The 19727-nt window shown below is 61.8% G+C and carries 18 protein-coding genes; 11 read left to right on the top strand and 7 right to left on the bottom strand.

The window, feature by feature from the left end; translation table 11 throughout:
- The first annotated feature begins 200 nt into the window (after positions 1-200).
- Positions 201-653 carry an IS200/IS605 family transposase gene (gene tnpA / locus HNQ65_RS13215; RefSeq protein ID WP_184340018.1) on the top strand — a complete coding sequence of 151 codons (453 nt, stop codon included), beginning with the start codon at positions 201-203 and terminating at the stop codon, positions 651-653.
- A gap of 259 nt (positions 654-912) precedes the next feature.
- Entirely contained in the window at positions 913-1524 is a 612-nt protein-coding gene (locus tag HNQ65_RS13210) for a glycerophosphodiester phosphodiesterase (RefSeq protein WP_184340017.1), read from the top strand.
- A gap of 1066 nt (positions 1525-2590) precedes the next feature.
- On the opposite strand, the gene HNQ65_RS13205 is transcribed toward HNQ65_RS13210, so the two are convergent.
- Both HNQ65_RS13205 and HNQ65_RS13200 read right to left on the bottom strand, forming a co-directional pair.
- Positions 2591-3073: a hypothetical protein gene (locus HNQ65_RS13205; RefSeq protein ID WP_221306155.1), complete on the bottom strand. Its 483-nt coding sequence runs from the start codon at positions 3071-3073 to the stop codon at positions 2591-2593.
- Between the two features lie 193 nt (positions 3074-3266).
- Positions 3267-4421, bottom strand: a complete 1155-nt coding sequence (locus HNQ65_RS13200; protein WP_184340015.1) for a 3-dehydroquinate synthase — start codon at positions 4419-4421, stop codon at positions 3267-3269.
- Between the two features lie 296 nt (positions 4422-4717).
- Between HNQ65_RS13200 and HNQ65_RS26975 the strand changes: the two genes are divergently transcribed.
- From HNQ65_RS26975 to HNQ65_RS13170, 6 genes are all read left to right on the top strand, one after another.
- On the top strand, positions 4718-6106 hold the full coding sequence (locus HNQ65_RS26975; RefSeq protein ID WP_184340014.1) for an ATP-binding protein: 1389 nt from the start codon (positions 4718-4720) through the stop codon (positions 6104-6106).
- A complete protein-coding gene (locus tag HNQ65_RS13190) occupies positions 6103-6789 on the top strand; it encodes a response regulator (protein WP_184340013.1) in 687 nt (228 codons plus the stop codon). Before HNQ65_RS26975 ends, HNQ65_RS13190 begins: the two co-directional genes overlap by 4 nt.
- Before the next feature lie 136 nt (positions 6790-6925).
- The gene (locus HNQ65_RS13185) at positions 6926-7183 is read left to right on the top strand and encodes a hypothetical protein (protein WP_184340012.1); all 258 of its coding nucleotides are present in this window, start codon (positions 6926-6928) and stop codon (positions 7181-7183) included.
- 36 nt (positions 7184-7219) lie between these two features.
- Complete coding sequence (locus HNQ65_RS13180) at positions 7220-7675, top strand: response regulator (RefSeq protein ID WP_184340011.1); 456 nt, start codon at positions 7220-7222, stop codon at positions 7673-7675.
- Positions 7676-7847: 172 nt separating this feature from the next.
- Entirely contained in the window at positions 7848-9887 is a 2040-nt protein-coding gene (locus HNQ65_RS13175; protein WP_184340010.1) for an ABC transporter ATP-binding protein, read from the top strand.
- 14 nt (positions 9888-9901) lie between these two features.
- Positions 9902-10663, top strand: coding sequence for a tetratricopeptide repeat protein (locus HNQ65_RS13170; protein ID WP_184340009.1), 762 nt, complete (start codon positions 9902-9904; stop codon positions 10661-10663).
- Between the two features lie 7 nt (positions 10664-10670).
- Here HNQ65_RS13170 and HNQ65_RS13165 read toward each other — a convergent pair whose 3' ends face one another.
- From HNQ65_RS13165 to zwf, 3 genes are read right to left on the bottom strand one after another with little or no spacing between them, the layout of a single operon-like run.
- Positions 10671-11600 (bottom strand): UbiA family prenyltransferase, encoded by a 930-nt coding sequence (locus HNQ65_RS13165; RefSeq protein ID WP_184340008.1) that lies wholly within the window; start codon positions 11598-11600, stop codon positions 10671-10673.
- Between the two features lie 39 nt (positions 11601-11639).
- The gene (locus tag HNQ65_RS13160; protein ID WP_184340007.1) at positions 11640-12650 is read right to left on the bottom strand and encodes a glucose-6-phosphate dehydrogenase assembly protein OpcA; all 1011 of its coding nucleotides are present in this window, start codon (positions 12648-12650) and stop codon (positions 11640-11642) included.
- An 18-nt stretch (positions 12651-12668) separates the two neighbouring features.
- Positions 12669-14210, bottom strand: a complete 1542-nt coding sequence (zwf, locus tag HNQ65_RS13155) for a glucose-6-phosphate dehydrogenase (RefSeq protein ID WP_184340006.1) — start codon at positions 14208-14210, stop codon at positions 12669-12671.
- 260 nt (positions 14211-14470) lie between these two features.
- On the opposite strand from zwf, the gene HNQ65_RS13150 reads away from it, so the two are divergent.
- From HNQ65_RS13150 to msrB, 3 genes are all read left to right on the top strand, one after another.
- On the top strand, positions 14471-15151 hold the full coding sequence (locus HNQ65_RS13150) for an RNA polymerase sigma factor (RefSeq protein ID WP_184340005.1): 681 nt from the start codon (positions 14471-14473) through the stop codon (positions 15149-15151).
- 75 nt (positions 15152-15226) lie between these two features.
- Positions 15227-17725 carry a bifunctional serine/threonine-protein kinase/formylglycine-generating enzyme family protein gene (locus HNQ65_RS13145; protein WP_184340004.1) on the top strand — a complete coding sequence of 833 codons (2499 nt, stop codon included), beginning with the start codon at positions 15227-15229 and terminating at the stop codon, positions 17723-17725.
- A gap of 74 nt (positions 17726-17799) precedes the next feature.
- Entirely contained in the window at positions 17800-18393 is a 594-nt protein-coding gene (gene msrB / locus HNQ65_RS13140) for a peptide-methionine (R)-S-oxide reductase MsrB (protein WP_221306154.1), read from the top strand.
- A gap of 158 nt (positions 18394-18551) precedes the next feature.
- On the opposite strand, the gene HNQ65_RS13135 is transcribed toward msrB, so the two are convergent.
- The gene (locus tag HNQ65_RS13135) at positions 18552-19097 is read right to left on the bottom strand and encodes a hypothetical protein (protein WP_184340003.1); all 546 of its coding nucleotides are present in this window, start codon (positions 19095-19097) and stop codon (positions 18552-18554) included.
- 26 nt (positions 19098-19123) lie between these two features.
- Positions 19124-19654 carry a DUF5069 domain-containing protein gene (locus HNQ65_RS13130; RefSeq protein WP_184340002.1) on the bottom strand — a complete coding sequence of 177 codons (531 nt, stop codon included), beginning with the start codon at positions 19652-19654 and terminating at the stop codon, positions 19124-19126.
- Positions 19655-19727: the final 73 nt, after the last annotated feature.

The following is a 19727-nucleotide window of genomic DNA, read 5'->3' as shown; positions in this document are numbered from 1 at the left end:
TGCATTGGCAGATAGGCACGGCGCAGCCCGTCGTCCCAACCGCCCCCCCCCATCCCCCAGCACCAAAGGTGCGGCCTAGCGTAGCCCAGGGCAACGCCCTGGGTTTGCCATCACCCGTTTCCCAGTTCTATTGCGGGAGCCCTGAAGGGGCGGCCTAATTCTATACGTTCCCGGCCCTTCAAAGCGCATCGCCCCCGCCCATGCCGCAATCGCTCGCGAACCTCTACATCCACCTGATTTTCTCCACGAAGGAACGGGTTCCCTGCCTGTCCGCCTCGGTGCGTCCGGATCTGCATGCGTACATGGCCACGGTGCTGGCCAATCTGCACTCCCCGGCGGTGCTCATCAACTCGGTGGCGGACCATGTGCATCTGCTTTTCAACATGGGCCGCACGGTCACGCTGGCGCAGGTGGTGGAGGACGTGAAAAAATCGTCCTCCAAATGGATCAAGACGCAGAATGCAGCACTCGCGGGCTTTGCGTGGCAGGCAGGATACGGCGCGTTCTCAGTGAGCGAATCCAACGTGCCCAAGGTGGCGAATTACATCCGCAATCAGGAGGAGCACCATCGCGTGAAGACGTTTCAGGAAGAGTACCGGGAGTTTCTGGCCAGGCACAAGATGCCGTTTGATGAACGGTATGTGTGGGATTGAGGCAGCGCGTGAGGGGAGGGTTTCGGATGGCCCAGGAGTTAGTCCGCCCTTTCAGGGCTCTCCCTTGAGGAGAGGGATCGTGGGTCTGCACACCCAGGGCGCTGCCCTGGGCTGCGCTAGGCCGCGCCTTTGGCGCTTCGGAGGGCGGCGCCTGGGCGAGTCACGGGCTTGCCGCGACGTCAGAGCGCGCCTCACATGTGCCGCTTGACGAGAAGGCACAATGATGGTCACTGCCACACGCCATGAGTCAGACCACCGCATGAAAACCATCGCCCATCGTGGTGGCATGGGCCGGGGCCTGCAAAACAGCCCTGCCGGGGTGCGCCTCGCTGCACAGCATCAAGCAGACTATGTGGAACTCGACGTGGTGCGTGCTGCTGACGGCGAATTCCACTGCGCGCATTTTGGGTGGAATACGAAGAGCGCGCTGCGCGAGTGCCTGGCGGAAATCGGCCCCCACATGCGCCTCATCGCCCATCTCAAGGGCGATTACACTGAGGCAGATCTCATCTGCGTGACCGAGTATCTGGCAGCGCATCTACCATGGGAAAAGGTGGTCCTGGCTTCGCACAGGAGCCGTGTTTTGTGGAGAATGCGGCAGCTGATACCCGACATCCGTTTGGCCCGCTTTGGCCTCCTGCCCGCCCTGGCGGCGCTCTGGCGGCGGCAGCCGTGGGACTGCTGCATGGTCAATCAACTGGTGCTGACCCGCTGGCTCGTGCAAGCGCTCCAGAGACGCGGCTATGAGGTCGTCTCCAGCTGCGTGTGGGAGCTGCGCTCAAGGCAGAGCGTGCGGCGGCTGGGCGTGGACGGTGCCTTTGTGAATCTGCACGAGGGGCAGACCATGCCGCTTGTAAGCGGCACCCCATGAAGCAGTGCTGTAGCCAGGCCGGGAGAGGGGCAGATCTGTCAGTTCGTTTTCCAGCGAGAGATTTTTCTGCGGGCCGCCGCTTGGGCGCAGAGCATGGGGGCTGGTCCTATGGCAGGAAGACGCATGCCGTGGCAGCAGAGTGCAGCACTCTCCCTGTGATGGAGCGCGGAGGAAAGCGCACCTGGCTGCGACACAAAAAACAGACGCTCAAAAGGTACTGCCAAAACTGCCGAAATACCCAGCCTCGGTAATTTCGGCAGTTTTGGCAGTACGTTTTTGAGTGCAGAATAATTTTTTCAACCCGCCTGTAGGGGGTGGTGATGGGAGGGCAGGGGAGGTTTTGTTGGTTTTGCTGGTTTTGTTGGTTCGTTTTCCAAGGAAGAGTTTTTGTTTTACGCCGCCCGGTGGGCTGCTGCTGCCATCAGAGGGCGTAGAGGGTCAGGCCAGGTGAGAGAAGCACGGTGATTCCATGAAATGGAGACATCATGCGATGATGCATGATGAAATACCATGGTATGCCAACTCCAAGACACCTCCCTTGTCATTCACAAGATGGAATCCAAGGGCATCTTGAGTGATGTTCTACGGGAAGGAAGCACCATCCAGCGCTGGATGGCACCTCATGGCATCCATTCAGAGAGAGTATGCCAAGGATAAAAATTCATATTCCTGGCCCACCTCGGTACCCCATGCCAGAGCATGGCCCACAGGTACTCCACCCCTGGCAGCCACTTCCACCACCCAGATCCCTTCGTGGCGGTCCTCTCATACTACGAGCCGTTGAAAACGGTCTCGGGATCTCGGGGGATAAACGTTATGGCGGAGCGATACCAGCTTGTAGCGAGGGGTTGAGCGTAGCGACACCCCTCGAGATGAGAACCCGCGTACAGCCAAAGAGGGTTGCATCACGGAGTGATGCCAGCACTCTTTCGACACGGCACCGCAGAGGCTGGCATCGCTCCGCGATGCGACCTTGGGTTCACTGGGGGCGACGGATACGAGGGGTGTCGATACGCTCAACCCCTCGCTACAGGCTTTGATGGCTACGCCATCACGGATGCCCAGGTCATCGAGAACAGCCCCGTTTTCCAAGGCCTTTGGTATCATTCGAGAGAATGAAAAACACGTCGTGGCTCTCAAAACAAACCAACAAAACCAACAAAACCCCACCCCTATGCCCCGCCAGCCCACCGACCAGCGGGGCTGGATGAAAACGCTTCCTTGAAAAACGAACCAGCAAAACCAACAAAACCAACAAAACCTCCCTCCAGGCCGTATGCTGACCGCTCCTGGCCGCAGGAAAAAATACGCTCCTCAAAACGTACTGCCAAAACCGCCGAAACCTGGAAGCCATCAAGAAGACGGAAATCGCCACCGCCGCCATGTCCATTCCGAACCGGCGAAAAGCAGCGACAGCCTTTGACGCATCGCCCTGATTTGGGCTCTGAACGGGATCATTGATCCATCCGCCAGGACCTCTGTGGATGGTGACGCCACTGGCTTCATGCACGAAGTCAAGGGTGCCCTCGTGCTCCGAGAATCGACCCATCCCATCATGGGGGGCGGCTTCCTGACGACCGCAGAGTGCGTCGTCAAGGCCCGGGGGGCGCGTCGTGCTTTTCAGCGAATGTCATCACGGTCCTGACATCCGTCTATTGCGGACGGTTCAGAGCGGGTGTTCCTGCCCGCACTGAGATCGTCCTGGGACCTTTGATGCGGGCAGGTGTGCCCGCATCACTGCACTAAGCCGCTCTTTGCTGCAGCTCCATCACCGCATTGAGAATCTTCACACGGTTCATCTCATGCACTTCCAGCTTGGTGCCGATCTCCGGCACCAGGGTCACGGTGAGTTCACCGCCGAGATGCTCGCGGAATTCTTCCAGTCCTTCAAGAATCGCAGGCTCGCCGCTGCGGCCGGTGTTCATCAGATGAGGCGATGAGGTGGCAAAGCCGATGCGCTCGATCAGCCGCAGCACGCGCTCGCAGGTGTCTGCATCCAGGATGCCCTGCATGCGGGAGTACACGAGGTCCACGGCCATGCCGATGGCCACGGCCTCGCCATGGGTGACGGAGAATTTGGAGATCTGCTCCAGCTTGTGTGCGGCCCAGTGGCCAAAGTCCAGCGGGCGGGCGGAGCCCAGCTCAAAGGGATCTCCGCCGGTGGCGATATGCTCCACATGCAGCTCGGCGCTGCGCTGGATGACTTTTTCCAGCGCCTCCTGCTTCAGCGCGGCCAGGTCGTCGGCCATGGCCTCGATCTGCTCAAAGAAGGCGCGGTCGCGAATGAGGGAGACTTTGATGGCCTCGATGATGCCATTGCGGCGTTCGCGCTCGTGCAGGGATTCGAGGAAGGCGAAGTCATTCACCACGGCGTAGGGCACGGAGAAGCTGCCGACCCAGTTCTTTTTGCCAAAGTAGTTCACGCCATTCTTCACGCCCACGCCGCCGTCTCCCTGGCTCAGCGTGGTGGTGGGAAAGCGCACATGGCGGATGCCGCGGTGCGCGGTGCTGGCGGCAAAGCACACGAGGTCCAGCGCAGCGCCGCCGCCGATGACGAAGACGTAGCTGTGGCGGTCCAGCGCGGCTTCGTTGATGGCATCCCAGCAGCACTCGACGAGGCGGAAGTCGTTTTTGCAGGGCTCGCCGCCGGGAATGACGATGGGGTCGTCCACCATGGTAAAGGTGTCGGCGTGCACGTGGCCATAGGCCATGATGTCGTCGATCAGGTCCTGATTGGCGGTGGCGACGGCCTGGTCCACAAAGACGAGCACGCGCGGCAGCTTGTGCGGCTGGTCGAGTTTGAGGAGGTCGCGGATGGTGTGGTTCTTGGGCGCGAAGACTTCTCTCGTGAACAAGATACGGTGGGTGTGCTCGAGCCTGATTTTTTTCTCCAACATTAACGGGGGTCGGTTCTTTGGCCCCAACCGGGTGGGAGGTCAAAGGGAAAGGGGGGACGGAGCATACGTGCTGGGGGGCTGATTTCTAACCTCCTACGCACAGATTTCGCGCCGTGGAGGGCATCTTTTCAGCGGAAAGGTGCGTCATCCGGGCTGCCGGGCACCCTCCTGTGCCGCAGCGTGTGCAATTAGCCTGCTGGGGTGATTGAGAAGGTGCCCCCCGACGAGCCACTGTGGAGGCCAACCATGACCACCTTGCATCCAACCATGCACAGGACAGCCCCGCTTTTACCGCAGTGACTTTTCCCCCGCCACTACGTTTCCTCATCCCTGCCCTGCTGCTGGTCCTGGGGCTGCTCTCCGCATGCCTGGACTATGAGCTGGATCTGCGAAACGACCTGGAGCGCGATTTCAATGACGTGACCACCCAGGCCTCCGCCACCGGCACACGCCTGACGAGCCTGCTGCGCCAGCACCTGGAGGCCGGAGACATGAAGGCGCTGAATGACAGCCTCTCAGGCTGGAAGCACGAGGTCTGGCTGCACCTGGCGGCAGTGGTGGATGCCAAAGGCCTGGTGCTGGCCAGCACCGCCCCGCAGTGGGTGGGGCGCCCGGCAGAGGCGTCTCCCGCAGCCACCGCCTGGCGGCACTCGCGCAAGAAAATCGGCGTGCTGATGGAGTCCGGCACGGTGGATGGTGTGGACTTCATGGTGCAGGCGGCCTTTCCCGTCGAGGTGAAATCCCAGGAGCAGTACTGGCTGCTGCTGGTGTACAACCGCGCCAATGCCGTGCTGCATGCGCATGAGGATGCACGCAAGCGCATGGCGTGGTCCGCATCCGTGATCGCCCTCATGTGCCTCAGCCTGTGGGCCACGCTGCACTTTGGCGTGGCGCGGCGTCTGGAGCGGCTGGCACGGTATGTACGGGAGTTTGGGGAGGGGCGGGCCATCAGCTTCAGCGGGGTGGAGGGAAGAGACGAGGTGCACGAGCTCTCCGTGGCGTTTGGGAAAATGACGCAGAGCCTGGCAGACCGTGAGCGCGAGCGCATCGAGCTGGAGCGCGCCGTGATCGAGTCTGCGGAAAACGAGCGCCGCCGCATCGGGCATGAGCTGCATGACGGCATCGGCCAGCAGCTCACCGCCGTGCTCCTGGCCATGAATGGGCTGAGTGAAGAGCTGCAGACCAAATTTCCCGCCCTGGCTGAGCGTGCGCAGCAGACCAGCCAGAGCCTGCGCGACACCATGGCGGAGGTGCGCGGCCTCTCCCATGGACTGGCGCCCGTGCCCCTGTGGGAGCAGGGCCTGGAACTGGCGATGCAGGCGCTGGCAGAAACCACGACGCGCAGCTCCGGCATCCGCTGTGTGTTTGAGTGCCCCGAGCACATCCCTGAGGTGGATGAAGCCACCGCGTGCAATCTCTACCGCATCGCGCAAGAGGCGGTGAACAATGCCCTGAAACACGCCGACTCCCAGGAGATCCGCATCGGCCTGGAATGCCGCGACGGCACCCTGGCCCTGGAGGTGGACGACGACGGCTGCGGCCTGCCTGAAGGCCTGGCCGAGCGTGGCGGGCTGGGCTTTCGAATCATGCAGCACCGCACCGAAGTCATGGGCGGCAGGATGGAGTACGGCGCTCCTCCGGCTGGTGGCACACGTATCGCCGTACAAATACCGCTCAAATCATGAACACCGTCGAAGCTCCCGCACGCACCTGCCGCATCATGCTGGTGGATGATCATCCCGCCGTGATCAACGGCTACCGCTTCATGCTGCAGGCCTATCCTCAGTATGAAATCTGCGGCACCGCCACCAATGAGGCGGATGCCATCAGCCTCGTGACGCACGAAAAGCCCGACCTCATCATCACCGACCTGAACATGCCCGGACGCGGCGGCCTGGAGCTCATCAAGGACCTCGCAGCCCTGCACCCGGGCGTCAAGATCGTCGTCAGCTCAATGCATGATGAGATGCTCTTTGCCGCGCGTGCGCTGCGTGCCGGAGCCTGCGGCTACGTGAGCAAGGACAGCCCCGGCAACGCGCTGATGGACGCCATCGCCCGCGTGATCGACGGCGGTGTGTACGTGAGCGACAAGCTGGCGGCACATCTCGCGGCCTCCTTTGCCTCTCCGCGTCCGCGCGGCTCCTCGGAGTCTCCGCTGAAAAAACTCAGCGACCGCGAGTTCCAGGTCTTTGAGCTCTTTGGCCACGGCAAGACTGCCAAGGAGATCGCCGCACAGCTTCATCTCAGCCCCAAGACTGTTTCGGTGCACCGCGATCACATCAAAGAGAAGATGGGCTTTGTCACCAGTGCTGAAATGATCCGCCAGGCCGTGCGCTGGGTGGAGACGCAGCGTGAGGTGATCAAATGATGAACGCCACGAGCTTTTAGGCCCGAGGCCTAAACGTAAGAGGACTCGCTGCTGATACCGGAATCTGGTGCATGCGCGCATGATGGTGCTGCCCGATCAACCCATCACGACCATGTAACCGGCAAGACACAACCCCATGTTCATCATCCCAGCCCAGCGCACCTCCACCATGAACTCGTCCCACGTTTACCCTCAGACCAAGACACCAGGCACAGGCAGCACTCACCTGGGTTTTTATGAAGTGCATCAGCACCTGGACGAAGACCTGCATCTTGCTGATGACATGTCCCGGGATGCGGACGCCCGCCCAGTGCACAAATCCGCCGCCGGCCTCCAGCCGAATGCGAAGGTTTTGTTCCAATTCTTTGATGGATGGAGCATGGTTCACTCATGAATGTCCGGCACACCAACCCCCGACCCAGTGCCAGACATGAGCTCCCCCAACCGCATCGTCATCGTGGCTGATAATCCTGAGAGCACCGCCAGCTTTCGCGCTTCGCTGGCCTCGCAGCCAGACCTCTCCTTTGCCGCAGCAGTCACCTGCGCATCATGTTCCTTTGCCGCCGTCTCCCAGCAGCGGCCCGCTCTGGTCCTCATTGATCTTAAGCTGCAGGAGCACCGCCTCCTGGAGCTGGCGCGGGATCTCACCGTGCTGCATCCCAGGCTCAAGATTCTGCTGGTCTCACGCCACGGCCAGGAGCTGGAGTCAGACCGCGTGCTGCGCTCTGGCGCTCATGGCTGCATCAGCACCGGCAGCAGTGTGACCAGCCACCTGGCAGCCGTGCGGCAGGTGCTGCGCGGCACGCCTTTCTTTCCCCCCCAAAACACGGCCCATCCAGAAGCCGCAGCCGCCAGCCTGTGCCAGGCCGCACTGGCGCTGAACTAGGCTCCAGCCTCGAAGGCGGAGCCGGAGATCCACCGCTCCCGGTGCCCCAACCCACCGGGAGCGGCCACGGCAGGGGAGGAAGACTGCAAGGCCTTGCATCGCAGCCAGCAGATCATCCGCTGCATAAAAAAAGTTGCAGGGGCATGCTGCGCTCCGTTCAATGCATCACCGCATGAAGAAAGAGGTCTTGCAGCACCTTTACAAGCTGGTGGAGCCGCATCGTGGCCGCTTCCTGCTGGTGGCTTTCATCACCCTTCTCAGCACCGGCGCGGGACTCATCGAGCCGCTGATCTACCGCGAGGCCATCAACGACATCGCCGGCCTCTTCGTCAAACACGCCAACGACAAGGCCAGGGCCGCTGCTGGAGAGGAGCTGGAGACCAGCGACAATCCGGTGGAGGATTTTCTGCGCCAGAAGATCCACTCCGCGCAGCACCCCAGCACCCACCACCTGCCCGCGCCCACCAAGAAGACGCACGAGAAGAAGCCCCACACCCAGGAGCACGTGGCCGAGCGCACACCGGGAGAGGCCATCTACACCCTGCTCTACGCCGTGCTGCTCATGCTCGGCGTCAATGTCATCAGCTACATCCTCTGGCTCTATGCGGAGAACAAGAAGGCGCAGCTCGACTGCGACATCGAGCAGGAGTTCATCCAAGGGGCCTTTGCCCATGTGCTGAAGCTGCCGCTGGGCTTTTTTGGCAAACGCGCCCCGGCGGCCATCGCCAAGCAGATCGATCAAAGCGAGGAGGTCAGCGCCATCGTTGGTGCCTTCTCCCAGGAGATCCTGCCGGAGTTCATCAGCCTCTTTGGCATCATGGCCATCATGTTCTACCAGAACACCACGCTGGCGCTGATCTCCATCTCCCTCATTCCCATCTATCTCATCATCGCGTGGCGCTCTTCACAAAAACTGGAGACCGGACTCAACACCTACTACGAGCGCTGGGAGGATGTCAGCGCCCGCATCAACACCGCCCTCGAAGGCATCAAAACTGTGAAGCTCAGCGGCGCTGAAACGCGGGAGGTGCAGGAGTACCGCCGCATCTCCAGCGGCGCGTATGACAACTACGTGGAGCGCAGCAAGCTCGCCAACAAGTTCGCCTTCTGGGAGGGCGTGCTCAGCCACCTGGCCACCGCCATGGTGCTGGGCTGCGGCGGCTACCTCGCGCTGGTGCACAAGCTGACGCCTGGAGACGTGGTCATGTTTGTCGCGTATCTGGACCGTCTTTACTCACCCATCGACGAACTATGCAGCCTGTGGGTCAACATGCAGCAGCACATCGCCTCCATCTCCCGCGCCTTCCGCCTGCTGGAAAACAAAAGTGGAGAGAAGCCCGGCCAGCCGCTGCAGATCAGCCAGGGTCGCGTGGAGTTTAAGGACGTGTGCTTCTCCTATGTGGAAGACCATCAGGTGCTCAAGTCCGTCTCCATGACCTTTGCGCCCGGCACCATCACCGCCATCGTGGGCGGCAGTGGCACCGGCAAGACCACGGCGGTGGACCTCCTGCTCAAGCTCTATGCACCGCAGCAGGGAGAGATCCTCATCGACGGCCAGCCTCTCAGCGCCCTGGACTCCTCCAGCGTGCGCGGCCACATCGGCATGGTGGCGGCAGACGGCGCCATCTTCCGCGGCACTCTTGCCTACAATCTGCGCTACAAGCGGCCTGACGCCACGGATGCGGAAGTGATGAAAGTGGTGGAGCAGGCCGGGCTCAAGAACTTGGTCGACCGCCTGCCCGAAGGCCTGCAGACCCAGATCGGCCAGAACGGCATGGGCCTCAGCGTGGGCGAGCGCCAGCGCGTACAGATCGCCCGCGTGCTGCTCAGCCGCCCCAAGATCCTGGTGCTGGACGAAGCCACCGCCAATCTCGACTACAACACCGAGGCAGAGATCCGCCACGCCATCCACCAGATGCGCAGCACCTGCACCATCATCATCATCGCTCACCGGTTCAGCATGGTGCACAATGCCGACCACGTCTATGTGCTGGGCGGTGGCGGCATCCTGGAGCAGGGCACGCCTGAAGAACTCATCGCCGCCGAAGGCTGGTTCGCCGCCTTTGCCCACGCCGTGGAGGAGGATGTCGAAGAAGAGGAAGCTGAGGACGCGGAAGAAAGCGAAGAGGAAGCTGACGAGGAGGAAAGCGAGGAAGAAGAAGCCGAAGAGGACGTTGAAGAAGAAGCTGAGGAGGAAGACTCCAAAGACTGAAGGAGGCTCACCCCATGTCAGACCACCCTGTTTCTCTGAGCAAAAAAGCCTGGCCCTATGTCGCCACGCTCAGCAGCGCCTCAGTCATGCTCCTGGCGTTTTTCATCCCATCCATCCAGGACCAGTATGACCGCTACCAGTCGCGCAAGGTCATCGGCAAATACGTGGCGCTCGGAGACGAGCTCATGGACGAGGAGCGCTACGACATGGCCGAAAAGGCGTATGAAAAAGCATTCGAGCTCTCCCTGCAAAGCCGTCTGGAGATCGAGATGAAACGCCTCAAGGCCCGTGTGCACCGCATGAGCCTGCTGGTGGAGTGGGGTGCCAAGCCCCCCGAAGACCTGGAAGAGGTGGATTTCCAGCTCCTGCTCCACCTGCAAAAAGGCCCCGAAGCTGCCAAAGAACGCAGCTTCACGCTCAACAGCTACGCCTCCTATTTGGCAGGCTCCAAGAAATACCCGGAGGCCGAAGCCGCACTCACTGAGGCCCTGCGCATTGATCCCGCCAGCGCCATGTTTCATCTCAACCTCGGCAACCTGCAGGATCAGCGTGGCAAAAAAGACGAGGCGATGAAGTCCTACCTCAAGGCACGGGAACTCGATCCCAAAAGCCTGAACGTCCACTACAACCTCGGCCTGCTCTACGTCGAGATGGGAAAGAACACGGAAGCGAAGCAGGAGTTTGAAGCCGCCCTGAAAATCTCCCCCGACGACGCCGACACCCAGAAACAGCTCAAGCAGCTGAACAGAAAGACGAACGAAGCGCCGCCGCCGTGATCATGCTTCAAGTCGCCGCCACCCAACGCTGCCACAGGCGCAGCAGGGGAGTCAGCACCACAAAGCCCAGCGCCAATCCCGGAGCCACCGAGGCCACGGCCAGGGCATCCACCACGGCGATGCCTGCCAGCAGCCAGCCCACCGCCTGCCCGATGGCGGGCCCTCCCTTGCGCAGCGTCTGCGTGGCATAGGCCACCAGCATGGCAAACACCCCAAGCACCACGATCTGCAGCGGGCTGCCGCCTGCGGAGGAAAAGCGCATGGCACAGACGATAGCCGGTGTGTAAAGCAGCGCAAAAGCCAGCAGCGAGGCTGGCACCGGCATCTGCTCATTCTTGTGCTCCAGCCGCGCCGCCACCGTGATGCCCACAATGTAGCAACCCAGCGCCAGCGCAAAAGGCAGCACCAGCATGGGCCCTGCCGGGAGAAAGCCCGTCTCATAGCGCCACTCGGCACCGAAGAATGACAGAGCCCCCTTTTGACTGGCCACGGTAAAAGGTGCCACCGCCGATGCCGCCACCATGTAAAGCAGCAGCCTGCAGGCCCCCATGATGATGACCGAGCCCGCCCATCGTTTGTGGTAGAGATCATAAAACACAATGGCCCCCATCATCAGGGCAGTGAGCTGCGGGTTGGCTCCATACCCCACCGCGCTCACCGAGCCCATGAAAAGCATCACGCCGCCCACCACCCATGCTGTGCGCAGCCCCACCTGCCCGCTGGGAATCGGACGCTCTTTGCGGTGCTCCGCATCAAACTTCGCATCCGCCGCATCATTCAGGATCATGCCCCCCGTGTAGAGCAGCGAGCCCGCGATGAGCAGCCACACCAGACGCACATCCGTCAGCGGCCCTCCCGCCAGCAGCCACGCTGCAGTGACATTGGTCCAGACAGTGGGCAGATTGGAAATACGGGCAAGATGAAGCCAGGGGCGCATGCCCCCAGTCTTCCGACAGCAGCAGCCGGTGTCGAACGGTTATTTCAGCATGCTGCGCACATAGGGCAGCATGGAGGAGTACAGCGTGCTGCCATGGAAGCGGGAAAGCAGCTCCGTCACCAGTTCGGCATCGGTGTCCACATCGGCGGGCAGCAGTTCTTCACGCGTCTGCTCGCCGCAGGTGGAGCTCACTTTCACAAAACACGACTCGCACTCACGCCGCACTTCGCCGCGCACGCCCGGGCCTTCCAGCACCAGTCCTTGCAGCGCAGGGCCGGTTTCTTTCTCGATCAGTTCCAGCTTCAGCTCGCCTTTCAGCCGCTGATTGATCCACACCGCCAGCAGCAGCGCCGCAGTGCGCTGGCCTTTGCGATGCGTGATGCGGATGGTCTGAAGCTTGGAGAGATTGTGGCAGGCGGTGGCATCCTGAAAGCAGGTGGCCAGCGCCGTGCGCATGAAGTGGGAGCGCGTCCAGGCCAGATCACGCACATCAAAACCGCCGGTCTCGGAGTTCAGCGCTGCCAGCAGCACATCAAACTGCCGTGCAGGATCCTCCCAGCGGGAGCTGTCGATGATCAGCGTGTCGATGCGGCTGTAGAAGTGCTCCTCAAAATTCTTGGCCAGGTCCGCCTGCCACCAGACGACGAGCGGCAGGTCCGAGTCCAGATTGGCAAAGACGATGTTCTGCACCTGCGTGGCGTCTCCGCCCTCCAGCACAAAGCTGATCTGCTCGCTGCACACCACCTGCTTGCCTTGGTAGGGGCGGCACAGCGCCTGGATCCACGCCCGCGCACGCGGTGGCTGGCTTTCCGGCAGCGCCAGGATGAGCAGCGCCCGGCAGGCATGCTGCGCAGCCACATGGTCCAGCAGCTCATTGTCCGCCATCAGCTGGCAGCTGTCCTCGGTGTAGATGGCCAGATTGGTGATGGACGCACGCGTCTTGGCTTCATCCCCCTCCCAGAGCTGCTTGAGCGCACGATCAATGCGCGAGATGGGCGTCTCAAGCCCAAGGCGGTCGAGTTCGATGTCGTTGAGAGTCACAGGAGGCATGATGATGTTCCTCCAGGATTAGAGCAGCCGCCACTCACGGCCGTCGGCGCGCAGCAGATCATCTGCAGCCTTCGGCCCCCAGCTTCCGGCGGGGTATTCGTGCATCGTCGGCGGTGTGTCGGACTTGTGCCAGGCTTTCTCGATTTCGTCGATGAACTTCCATGCGTTCTCCACCTCGTCGCGGCGGGCAAAGAGCGTGGCGTCTCCGGCCACGGCGTCCAGCAGCAGGCGCTCGTAGGCCTCGGGGCTGGCTTTGCCAAAGCTGGAGGAGTAGCGGAAGTCCATCTTCACCTGCTGCATCCTCATGGCCTGCCCCGGCTGCTTGCACAGGATTCGCAGTGCGATTCCTTCATCCGGCTGAATGCGGATGACGAGCGTGTTTTCGCTGTTCTTGAGCATGCCTGCGGTGGCAAAGGGCACCTGCGGCGGCCTCTTGAAATGCACACTGATCTCCGTGGCCTTCTTGGGCAGCTGCTTGCCCACACGGATGTAAAAAGGCACGCCCTGCCAGCGCCAGGTGTCGATCATCAGACGCAGCGCCACGTACGGCTCGGTCTGCGATTCCGGATTCACACGATCTTCCTGGCGGTAGCCCACACGTGCCACGCCATTCACGCTTCCGGCGGTGTATTGCGCACGCACCACGTTCTTGCCCACGGCTTCGGGGCCCACCAGCGGGCGCAGGGCGCGGATCACCTTCACCTTCTCATCGCGCACGCTGTCGGCGCTCAGGTCGGTGGGCGGCTCCATGGCCACCAGCGTGAGGAGCTGGAAGAGGTGATTCTGCACCATGTCGCGCAGCGCACCGGCGGTGTCGTAGTAGCCGCCGCGTCCGCCTTCCATGCCGAGGTTTTCGGCGCAGGTGATCTGCACGTGGTCGATGTAGCGGCTGTTCCAGTTGGGCTCAAAGATGGAGTTGGCAAAGCGCAGCACCATGATGTTCTGCGCGGTTTCCTTGCCCAGATAATGGTCGATGCGGTAGGTGTCCTTTTCCGCAAAGGTGGCGGCCACCACGGAGTTCAGGCTCTGCGCGGAGGCCAGGTCTTTGCCAAAGGGCTTCTCGCACACCACACGGGCCCACTTGCCGCCTTTCCCTTCATTGAGTCCAGCCGCACGGATCATCTCCAGGATGGGCTTGAAGGCCTCCGGCGCTGCCGCGAGGTAGAAGAGGCGGTTGGCAGGTGCTCCGCGCTCCGCATCAAACTGGTCCAGCAGACGGCCCAGGGCCTTGTAGCCTTCCAGGTCCTCAAACTCGCTGCGGTGGTAGTGGATGCTCTGGGAGAAACTTTTCCACAGCTCATCATTATGGCCCTGGCGGCTGTTCTGGCGGTTGCCCGTCTCCAGCTCAGCGCGGAAGACCTCATCCGTCTTGTCGCGGCGCGCAAAGCCCACCACCTTGAACTGCGGCGGCAGGTCGCCCTCGGCGGCGATGTTATAGAAGGCGGGGATCAGCTTGCGGTGCGTGAGGTCTCCGGTGGCACCAAAGATGACCACGGTGCAGGGTTCCGCACGGTGACGTGAGAGCAGGGTCTCTTGAAAGGGGTTTTCCAGTTCGGACATGACTACGTATGAGCAAAGACTACGCCACAAATGCAGCGCTGGACTGCCAGACTAGCCCACCCCCCGGCGATGGCAACCAACGATGCCGCCGGGGTGTTCCCAAGTCCATGAAATGACTTCATGAATCTCATGAATCGCATAACAACGTTTAAAGGCCCACCCCCGCAAAAAATAAGCGTCTCTTTCGCCGTTTTTCTCTACATAAGCTGGGTTTCAAAGGTTTGACAGCATGGTTCATCCGCAGAGAATCAACCCCCATAATGAGCAAACCGGCACCAGAACCAGACATTCCGATTCCGGAGGACGTGAAGAAAGACAAGGGCTTGTGGGAGAAAACCCGCAAGAGCTTGATCGAGCGTCTCAACAATTGGGAGGATCAGAAGACCTGGAACGAGTTTTATCAGACGTACTGGCGCCTCATCTTCAGCGTGGGCACCAAGGCCGGCCTCACCCGCGAGGAGGCCTTTGACGTCGTGCAGGAGACGGTCATCGCCATCGCCCGTCAGGTGCAGAAGGGCCAGTATGACCCCCGCGCAGGCTCGTTCAAAGCCTGGCTGCTGCAGATGACGCGCTGGCGCATTCTCGACGTCTTCCGCGCCCGCAAGCGCCAGCCCTCCCTGGCCGATCAGGGCAATGCCGACACCGAAGACACCAGCGGTCAGGTCATCGACCGCCTCTCCCAGGACAAGGACAACCTGCTGGAAAACATCTGGGACCGCGAGTGGCGGGACAACATCACCGCCGCCGCCCTTGAGCGCGTGAAAGCCAAGGTTTCCCCGCGTCAGTTTCAGATTTTTGACTGCTATGTGATGAAGGGCTGGGGGGTCAAGAAGACCTCCGAAGCGCTCGGAATCAATGCCGCACAGGTCTATCTGGCCAAGCACCGCGTGGGGGCTTTGGTAAAGAAAGAAGTGCAGGCGCTTGAGAATACGATGCTTTAGTGGGAGAATTCCGGGCGCTGGCTGGCTTTGCCCCATCCAGGACTTTGACGCCCAACCTCCTCCCACGCCAGCCTCATGAGCGATTCCGCTGCTTCGCCTGCCGAAATCCCGCCTCCCTCGGAGAGCGTGGACGAGGCAGACGACATTCACCTGGCTGAAGAAGTGGCGGCCCATGTGCCGGAGTCAGATTCCTTTGAGGTGGACCTGCCCGCCCCGCCCATCGCTGCGCCCACAGCGCAGGAGAAGGTCAAAAGCCGTGAGAAAAACGGCCCGCCCTCCCACCGCGACGACATCGTCATCCCCGACTACACGCTGCTCAAGCGCATCGGTTCCGGTGCCTACGGAGAGGTCTGGCTGGCCCAGAGCGTCACCGGCGCGCTGCGTGCGGTGAAGATCGTCTGGCGCGAGGACTTTGAGCTCACCCGCACCTTTCACCGCGAGTTTCAGGGTATCCAGCAGTTTGAGCCCATCTCCCGCGGCCACCCCTGCCTGGTGCACATCCTGCACGTGGGCTGGAATGAGAAGCGCGGCTTTTACTACTGTGTGATGGAGCTGGCGGACGATGCCGAAGACGGCGCGCACATCAGCGATGTGAAGACCTACGTGCCCCGCACGCTGACCACGGACATGAAGCGCCACGGCAGGCTGGATCCCTTCTTCTGCCGGGATGCGGGCGTGTACCTGGCCGATGCGCTGCACTACATGCACAACCACGGCCTGACGCACCGCGACATCAAGCCCTCCAACATCATCTTTGTGGGCGGCGTGTGCAAACTGGCGGACATCGGCCTCGTGGCAGCCTTTGGCGAGCGCACCTTTGTGGGCACCGAGGGCTTTGTGCCACCGGAAGGCCCCGGCACCCCGCAGGCGGACATCTACAGCCTCGGCAAGGTGCTCTATGAGATGAGCAGCGGCAAAGACCGCATGGAATTCCCCGAGGTGCCAGACAATCTCTCCGACGAGGAATGGCCCTTCTGGCTGGACCTCAACCGCGTGATCTGCCAGGCCTGTGAGGCGGATCTGGAGCGCCGTTTTACCAATGCCTCCGACTTTGCCGAGGCGCTGCAGCATGTGGGCACCGCCCGGCCTGAGAGCTTTGCGCGCCGCTTCAGCCGCGCTGCCATCATCACCACCTTTTCCTCCTTCCTGGTGGCCGGTAGTCTGGTGATGGGCAAGCACCAGCGCGACTGGAGCTACCAGATTCCTCTGCCTGAAAAACCGCTGCCCGTGCTGCCCGCCCGGCCGCAGCAGCCCACGCCCGGCAAGCCCTGGGAAAACTACCGCAAACAGTGGTTCACCTACAAGCAGGACCGCCACGTGGCCGACCTGCCGCTGGATGGCGTGCTCTTCCGCACCTTCCTGGAGGCTACCAACCGTGCCGCTGAGTATGAGGTCATCCCCATCACCCTGCCGGACAAGACGCCCTTCTTCCCCGCTTTGATCCCCGCTGCCGAGGCAGATGCCTTCTGCGCCTGGATGACCGCCGCCGACCGCCAGAGCGGCCGCTTGGACCCGGGGCACGAGTACACCTGGCGCGCCGCCAGCATCCCTCACACCGCTGGCACCTCCAAGCCCAAGCAGGGCCACAGCGCCATCCGTTGCGAGATCGTGCAGGTGAAGTTTGGCAGTCTCAACATCGCCAGCACCCCGGCGGGTGCGGAGATCTATGATGGAGAGCGCCTCGTGGGCCGCACGCCACTGTCCCTCTCCAAGGTGCGCGCAGATACCTTCAGCTACCAGATCATTCTCCCCGGCTACAAGCCCGAGGTGGCCGGCGGCAAACTCAAGGAAGGGCAGAGCATCAGCTTCAATCTCCGCCTCAAGGCCACCGGCGCGGTCGTCTTTGGCAAGCCCTGGCAGAACAGCCTGGGCATCAAGTTTGTGCCGCTCGGCAAGGCCATGCTGGCCAGCATCGAGACACGCCGCAAGGACTTCGCCGAATTTGCCAAGGCCACCAACCAGCCCCCGGTGGATGGCCGCGTGCTGGATGCCGAGCCCGATCTGCCCGTCAATCTCGTCACCCGCTCCGAGGCCGAGCAGTTCTGCCGCTGGCTCACCGACCGCGAGCGTGCCCAGGGCCTGCTGGAGCCCGACCAGGAATACCGCCTGCCCTCGGACGACGAGTGGAGCATGGCCGCCTACCTTTCCCGCGAGATCGGCGACACCCCGGCCGAGCGCAGCCTGCGCATCGAGGGCATCTACCCCTGGGGCTTCATCTGGCCGCCGCCTGCCCGGTCTGGCAACTTCCTCGACAAAGCAGCCGACAAGACCGGCAAGCTGGCCATCCCGAAATACGAAGACGGCTTTGCTGGCCTCGCCCCCGTGGGCTCCTTCCGTGCCGACGGCCGTGGCCTCCATGACCTCTCCGGCAATCTCTGGGAGTGGGTCTCCGACTCCTGGAACACCATGCCTGACCAGGGCGTGCTGCGCGGAGGTGCCTATACCACCGCCGAGCGCCAGGAACTGCTAGCCTCCTACCGCCGCCATGCCACCGCTGCCGAGCGCTACCCCGATGCGGGATTCCGCCTGCTGCTCTGGAACATCGGCCAGATGGCCCGTGAGGACGACGATTGACGCACGCCCTCAACTTTTGCGGGAATACGCAATCTTTGGCCATCCTCTCACGTATCAGCAGCAACCCAACGCCCATGAAACTTCGTATCGCTCTCATCCCCCTCCTCGCCGCCGCCTTCTGCATCTCCCTGGCCGAGGACAAATCCGCCGCCGATTCCCAATCCATGTCCAAGCCCGAAGTCGTGAAATCAGAAGATGAATGGAAAAAGCTCCTCACCCCGGAGCAGTTTCAGGTGACCCGCATGCGCGGCACCGAGCGCCCCAATGGCGCCATCTACCACGAGTTTGAGGCGCAGGGAGAAGGCACCTACTACTGCGTGTGCTGCGGTGCGGAGCTCTTCACCTCCAAGGAGAAATTCCACTCCGGCTGCGGCTGGCCTTCATTCTACGACAGCTCCAAGGCCAAAGGCGTGCTGGAAAAGCCCGACAACAGCCATGGCATGCGCCGCATCGAAACCGTCTGCAAGCGCTGCGACGCCCACCTCGGCCACGTCTTTGAAGGCGAAGGCTTCAAGACCCCCACCGACCGCCGCTTCTGCATCAACGGCATCGCCCTGAAATTCGTCCCCAAAGGCGGCGAAGCCCCCAAGCTCCTCGACCTCGGCTCCGCCGCTGTGCAGCAGAAGAAGGACGAAGTGGCCAAGGAAGGCGGCGTGGAGAAGAAGTAAAAGTGATGCGGGCACTCCTGCCCGCACCTTCAGCTCCCGACTGCAGAAACGAACGCCCATCGCTGGCGAGCACCCGTCGTCTGGTCTGCCGTGACTTCCTGGCGCACCATGAGCGCCAGAAGTGTTGTGCCCCGACCTGTCAATCTGCCGTTTCGGACCTATCTCCAGAAGATCCCGACTAGGAACATCATGATCAATACGATCAATGGATAAACCCAGGTGGCAGGACGAGTCCGGATTTCGGGTGTTTGCAGAATCATGCGCTGATAGTTGCTGGAAAACACCCTCCGCGCACTTTCGCTGAGAAAAAAGCGCAGGATGACCGCCTGGATCAGCAGCTGAACAATACTCCCCGGCAGCTGCATCAGACTGATTAACACCGCTGTAATCATGATAATCCACGCCATCATGCCGGCCCAGCGCTTGAGAAAATAAAGTCCGGAACCAACCGCAAGTTGAAGGCTCAATAGTGAGATCTGAGTCCAAGGCAAAAGACCAGCGCTCAATCCAAACTCCCGGGCAATGATCCTCCTTTGCATTACGACGGCGATGATACCCATCACGCCTCCCGCCAAGACCAAGATACCGCACGCCTTCAGGTGCGCCTCGGTCCGCAGAAATTCATAGCGTGTGCGTGCGGCATCTTCATGATCCAGCACCAGCTGTGCCCGCGGAGCGGCATAGGGATTGAGCTCCGTGTCCATGTGGCTGGAATCGAAGGCTCAGAAACTCACATCTTCCCCGTCTTCACATACTCGATGATCTTGCGGTCATCGTCTCCGGCGGCCCAGGCCACACGGAGGAAGTCGGCGGGGTGCAGCTTGTGCTGGGTGAAGAACATGCGGTCTCCGCCGCAGCCGTACATGGTGTCCGGGTCCATCTCTCCGCGCAGCTTGGCGCGTGCCTTTACGATCAGGCGCGGCAGCCAGGGGATGCCGTCCACCGCAGCGGGCTTGGGCGGCAGATCTCCGGGGGGCACGGTCTTGCCAGTGCGCTGGCTGTTCTGCACCACGCGGAAATAATCCCGGCGCACGGCCGCCACCAGCAGGCTGGTCTCCAGCGAGGGGCCCTCGGCACCGTAGCGGCAGTGGTCGTCCACAAAATCAAAAAACTCCTGCTCTGTGTAGCCGATGCTGTCCAGAAAGGCCTTGTCAGCCGCTGCGTACCAGCCAGCCGCGCGGGTGTCGCCCCCACGGTGAAGTTTGGCGCAGCGCTCGAAGAGTTCGCGGAAGGTCGTGTCCCAAGTTTGGTCGTTCATCATGATCTTCTACGGATAACGACGGCTATTTGAGCGTCAAATATTCGCGCAACCATTCCCGCCCTCCGGTGGTTTA

Origin of the sequence: Prosthecobacter vanneervenii, from assembly GCF_014203095.1 — a bacterium.
GTDB classification, from domain to species: Bacteria; Verrucomicrobiota; Verrucomicrobiia; order Verrucomicrobiales; family Verrucomicrobiaceae; genus Prosthecobacter; species Prosthecobacter vanneervenii.
The sequence above is the reverse complement of the archived record's forward strand: the minus strand, read 5'-3'. Positions and strand labels throughout refer to the sequence as shown.

What these genes read in the sequence shown, in the direction of transcription:
- tnpA (WP_184340018.1), top strand. Translation starts at nt 201, where the DNA reads ATGCCGCAATCGCTCGCGAACCTCTACATCCACCTGATTTTCTCCACG.
- HNQ65_RS13210 (WP_184340017.1), top strand. Translation starts at nt 913, where the DNA reads ATGAAAACCATCGCCCATCGTGGTGGCATGGGCCGGGGCCTGCAAAAC.
- HNQ65_RS13205 (WP_221306155.1), bottom strand. Translation starts at nt 3,073, where the DNA reads ATGGGTCGATTCTCGGAGCACGAGGGCACCCTTGACTTCGTGCATGAA.
- HNQ65_RS13200 (WP_184340015.1), bottom strand. Translation starts at nt 4,421, where the DNA reads ATGTTGGAGAAAAAAATCAGGCTCGAGCACACCCACCGTATCTTGTTC.
- HNQ65_RS13190 (WP_184340013.1), top strand. Translation starts at nt 6,103, where the DNA reads ATGAACACCGTCGAAGCTCCCGCACGCACCTGCCGCATCATGCTGGTG.
- HNQ65_RS13185 (WP_184340012.1), top strand. Translation starts at nt 6,926, where the DNA reads ATGTTCATCATCCCAGCCCAGCGCACCTCCACCATGAACTCGTCCCAC.
- HNQ65_RS13180 (WP_184340011.1), top strand. Translation starts at nt 7,220, where the DNA reads ATGAGCTCCCCCAACCGCATCGTCATCGTGGCTGATAATCCTGAGAGC.
- HNQ65_RS13175 (WP_184340010.1), top strand. Translation starts at nt 7,848, where the DNA reads ATGAAGAAAGAGGTCTTGCAGCACCTTTACAAGCTGGTGGAGCCGCAT.
- HNQ65_RS13170 (WP_184340009.1), top strand. Translation starts at nt 9,902, where the DNA reads ATGTCAGACCACCCTGTTTCTCTGAGCAAAAAAGCCTGGCCCTATGTC.
- HNQ65_RS13165 (WP_184340008.1), bottom strand. Translation starts at nt 11,600, where the DNA reads ATGCGCCCCTGGCTTCATCTTGCCCGTATTTCCAATCTGCCCACTGTC.
- HNQ65_RS13160 (WP_184340007.1), bottom strand. Translation starts at nt 12,650, where the DNA reads ATGCCTCCTGTGACTCTCAACGACATCGAACTCGACCGCCTTGGGCTT.
- zwf (WP_184340006.1), bottom strand. Translation starts at nt 14,210, where the DNA reads ATGTCCGAACTGGAAAACCCCTTTCAAGAGACCCTGCTCTCACGTCAC.
- HNQ65_RS13150 (WP_184340005.1), top strand. Translation starts at nt 14,471, where the DNA reads ATGAGCAAACCGGCACCAGAACCAGACATTCCGATTCCGGAGGACGTG.
- HNQ65_RS13145 (WP_184340004.1), top strand. Translation starts at nt 15,227, where the DNA reads ATGAGCGATTCCGCTGCTTCGCCTGCCGAAATCCCGCCTCCCTCGGAG.
- msrB (WP_221306154.1), top strand. Translation starts at nt 17,800, where the DNA reads ATGAAACTTCGTATCGCTCTCATCCCCCTCCTCGCCGCCGCCTTCTGC.
- HNQ65_RS13135 (WP_184340003.1), bottom strand. Translation starts at nt 19,097, where the DNA reads ATGGACACGGAGCTCAATCCCTATGCCGCTCCGCGGGCACAGCTGGTG.
- HNQ65_RS13130 (WP_184340002.1), bottom strand. Translation starts at nt 19,654, where the DNA reads ATGATGAACGACCAAACTTGGGACACGACCTTCCGCGAACTCTTCGAG.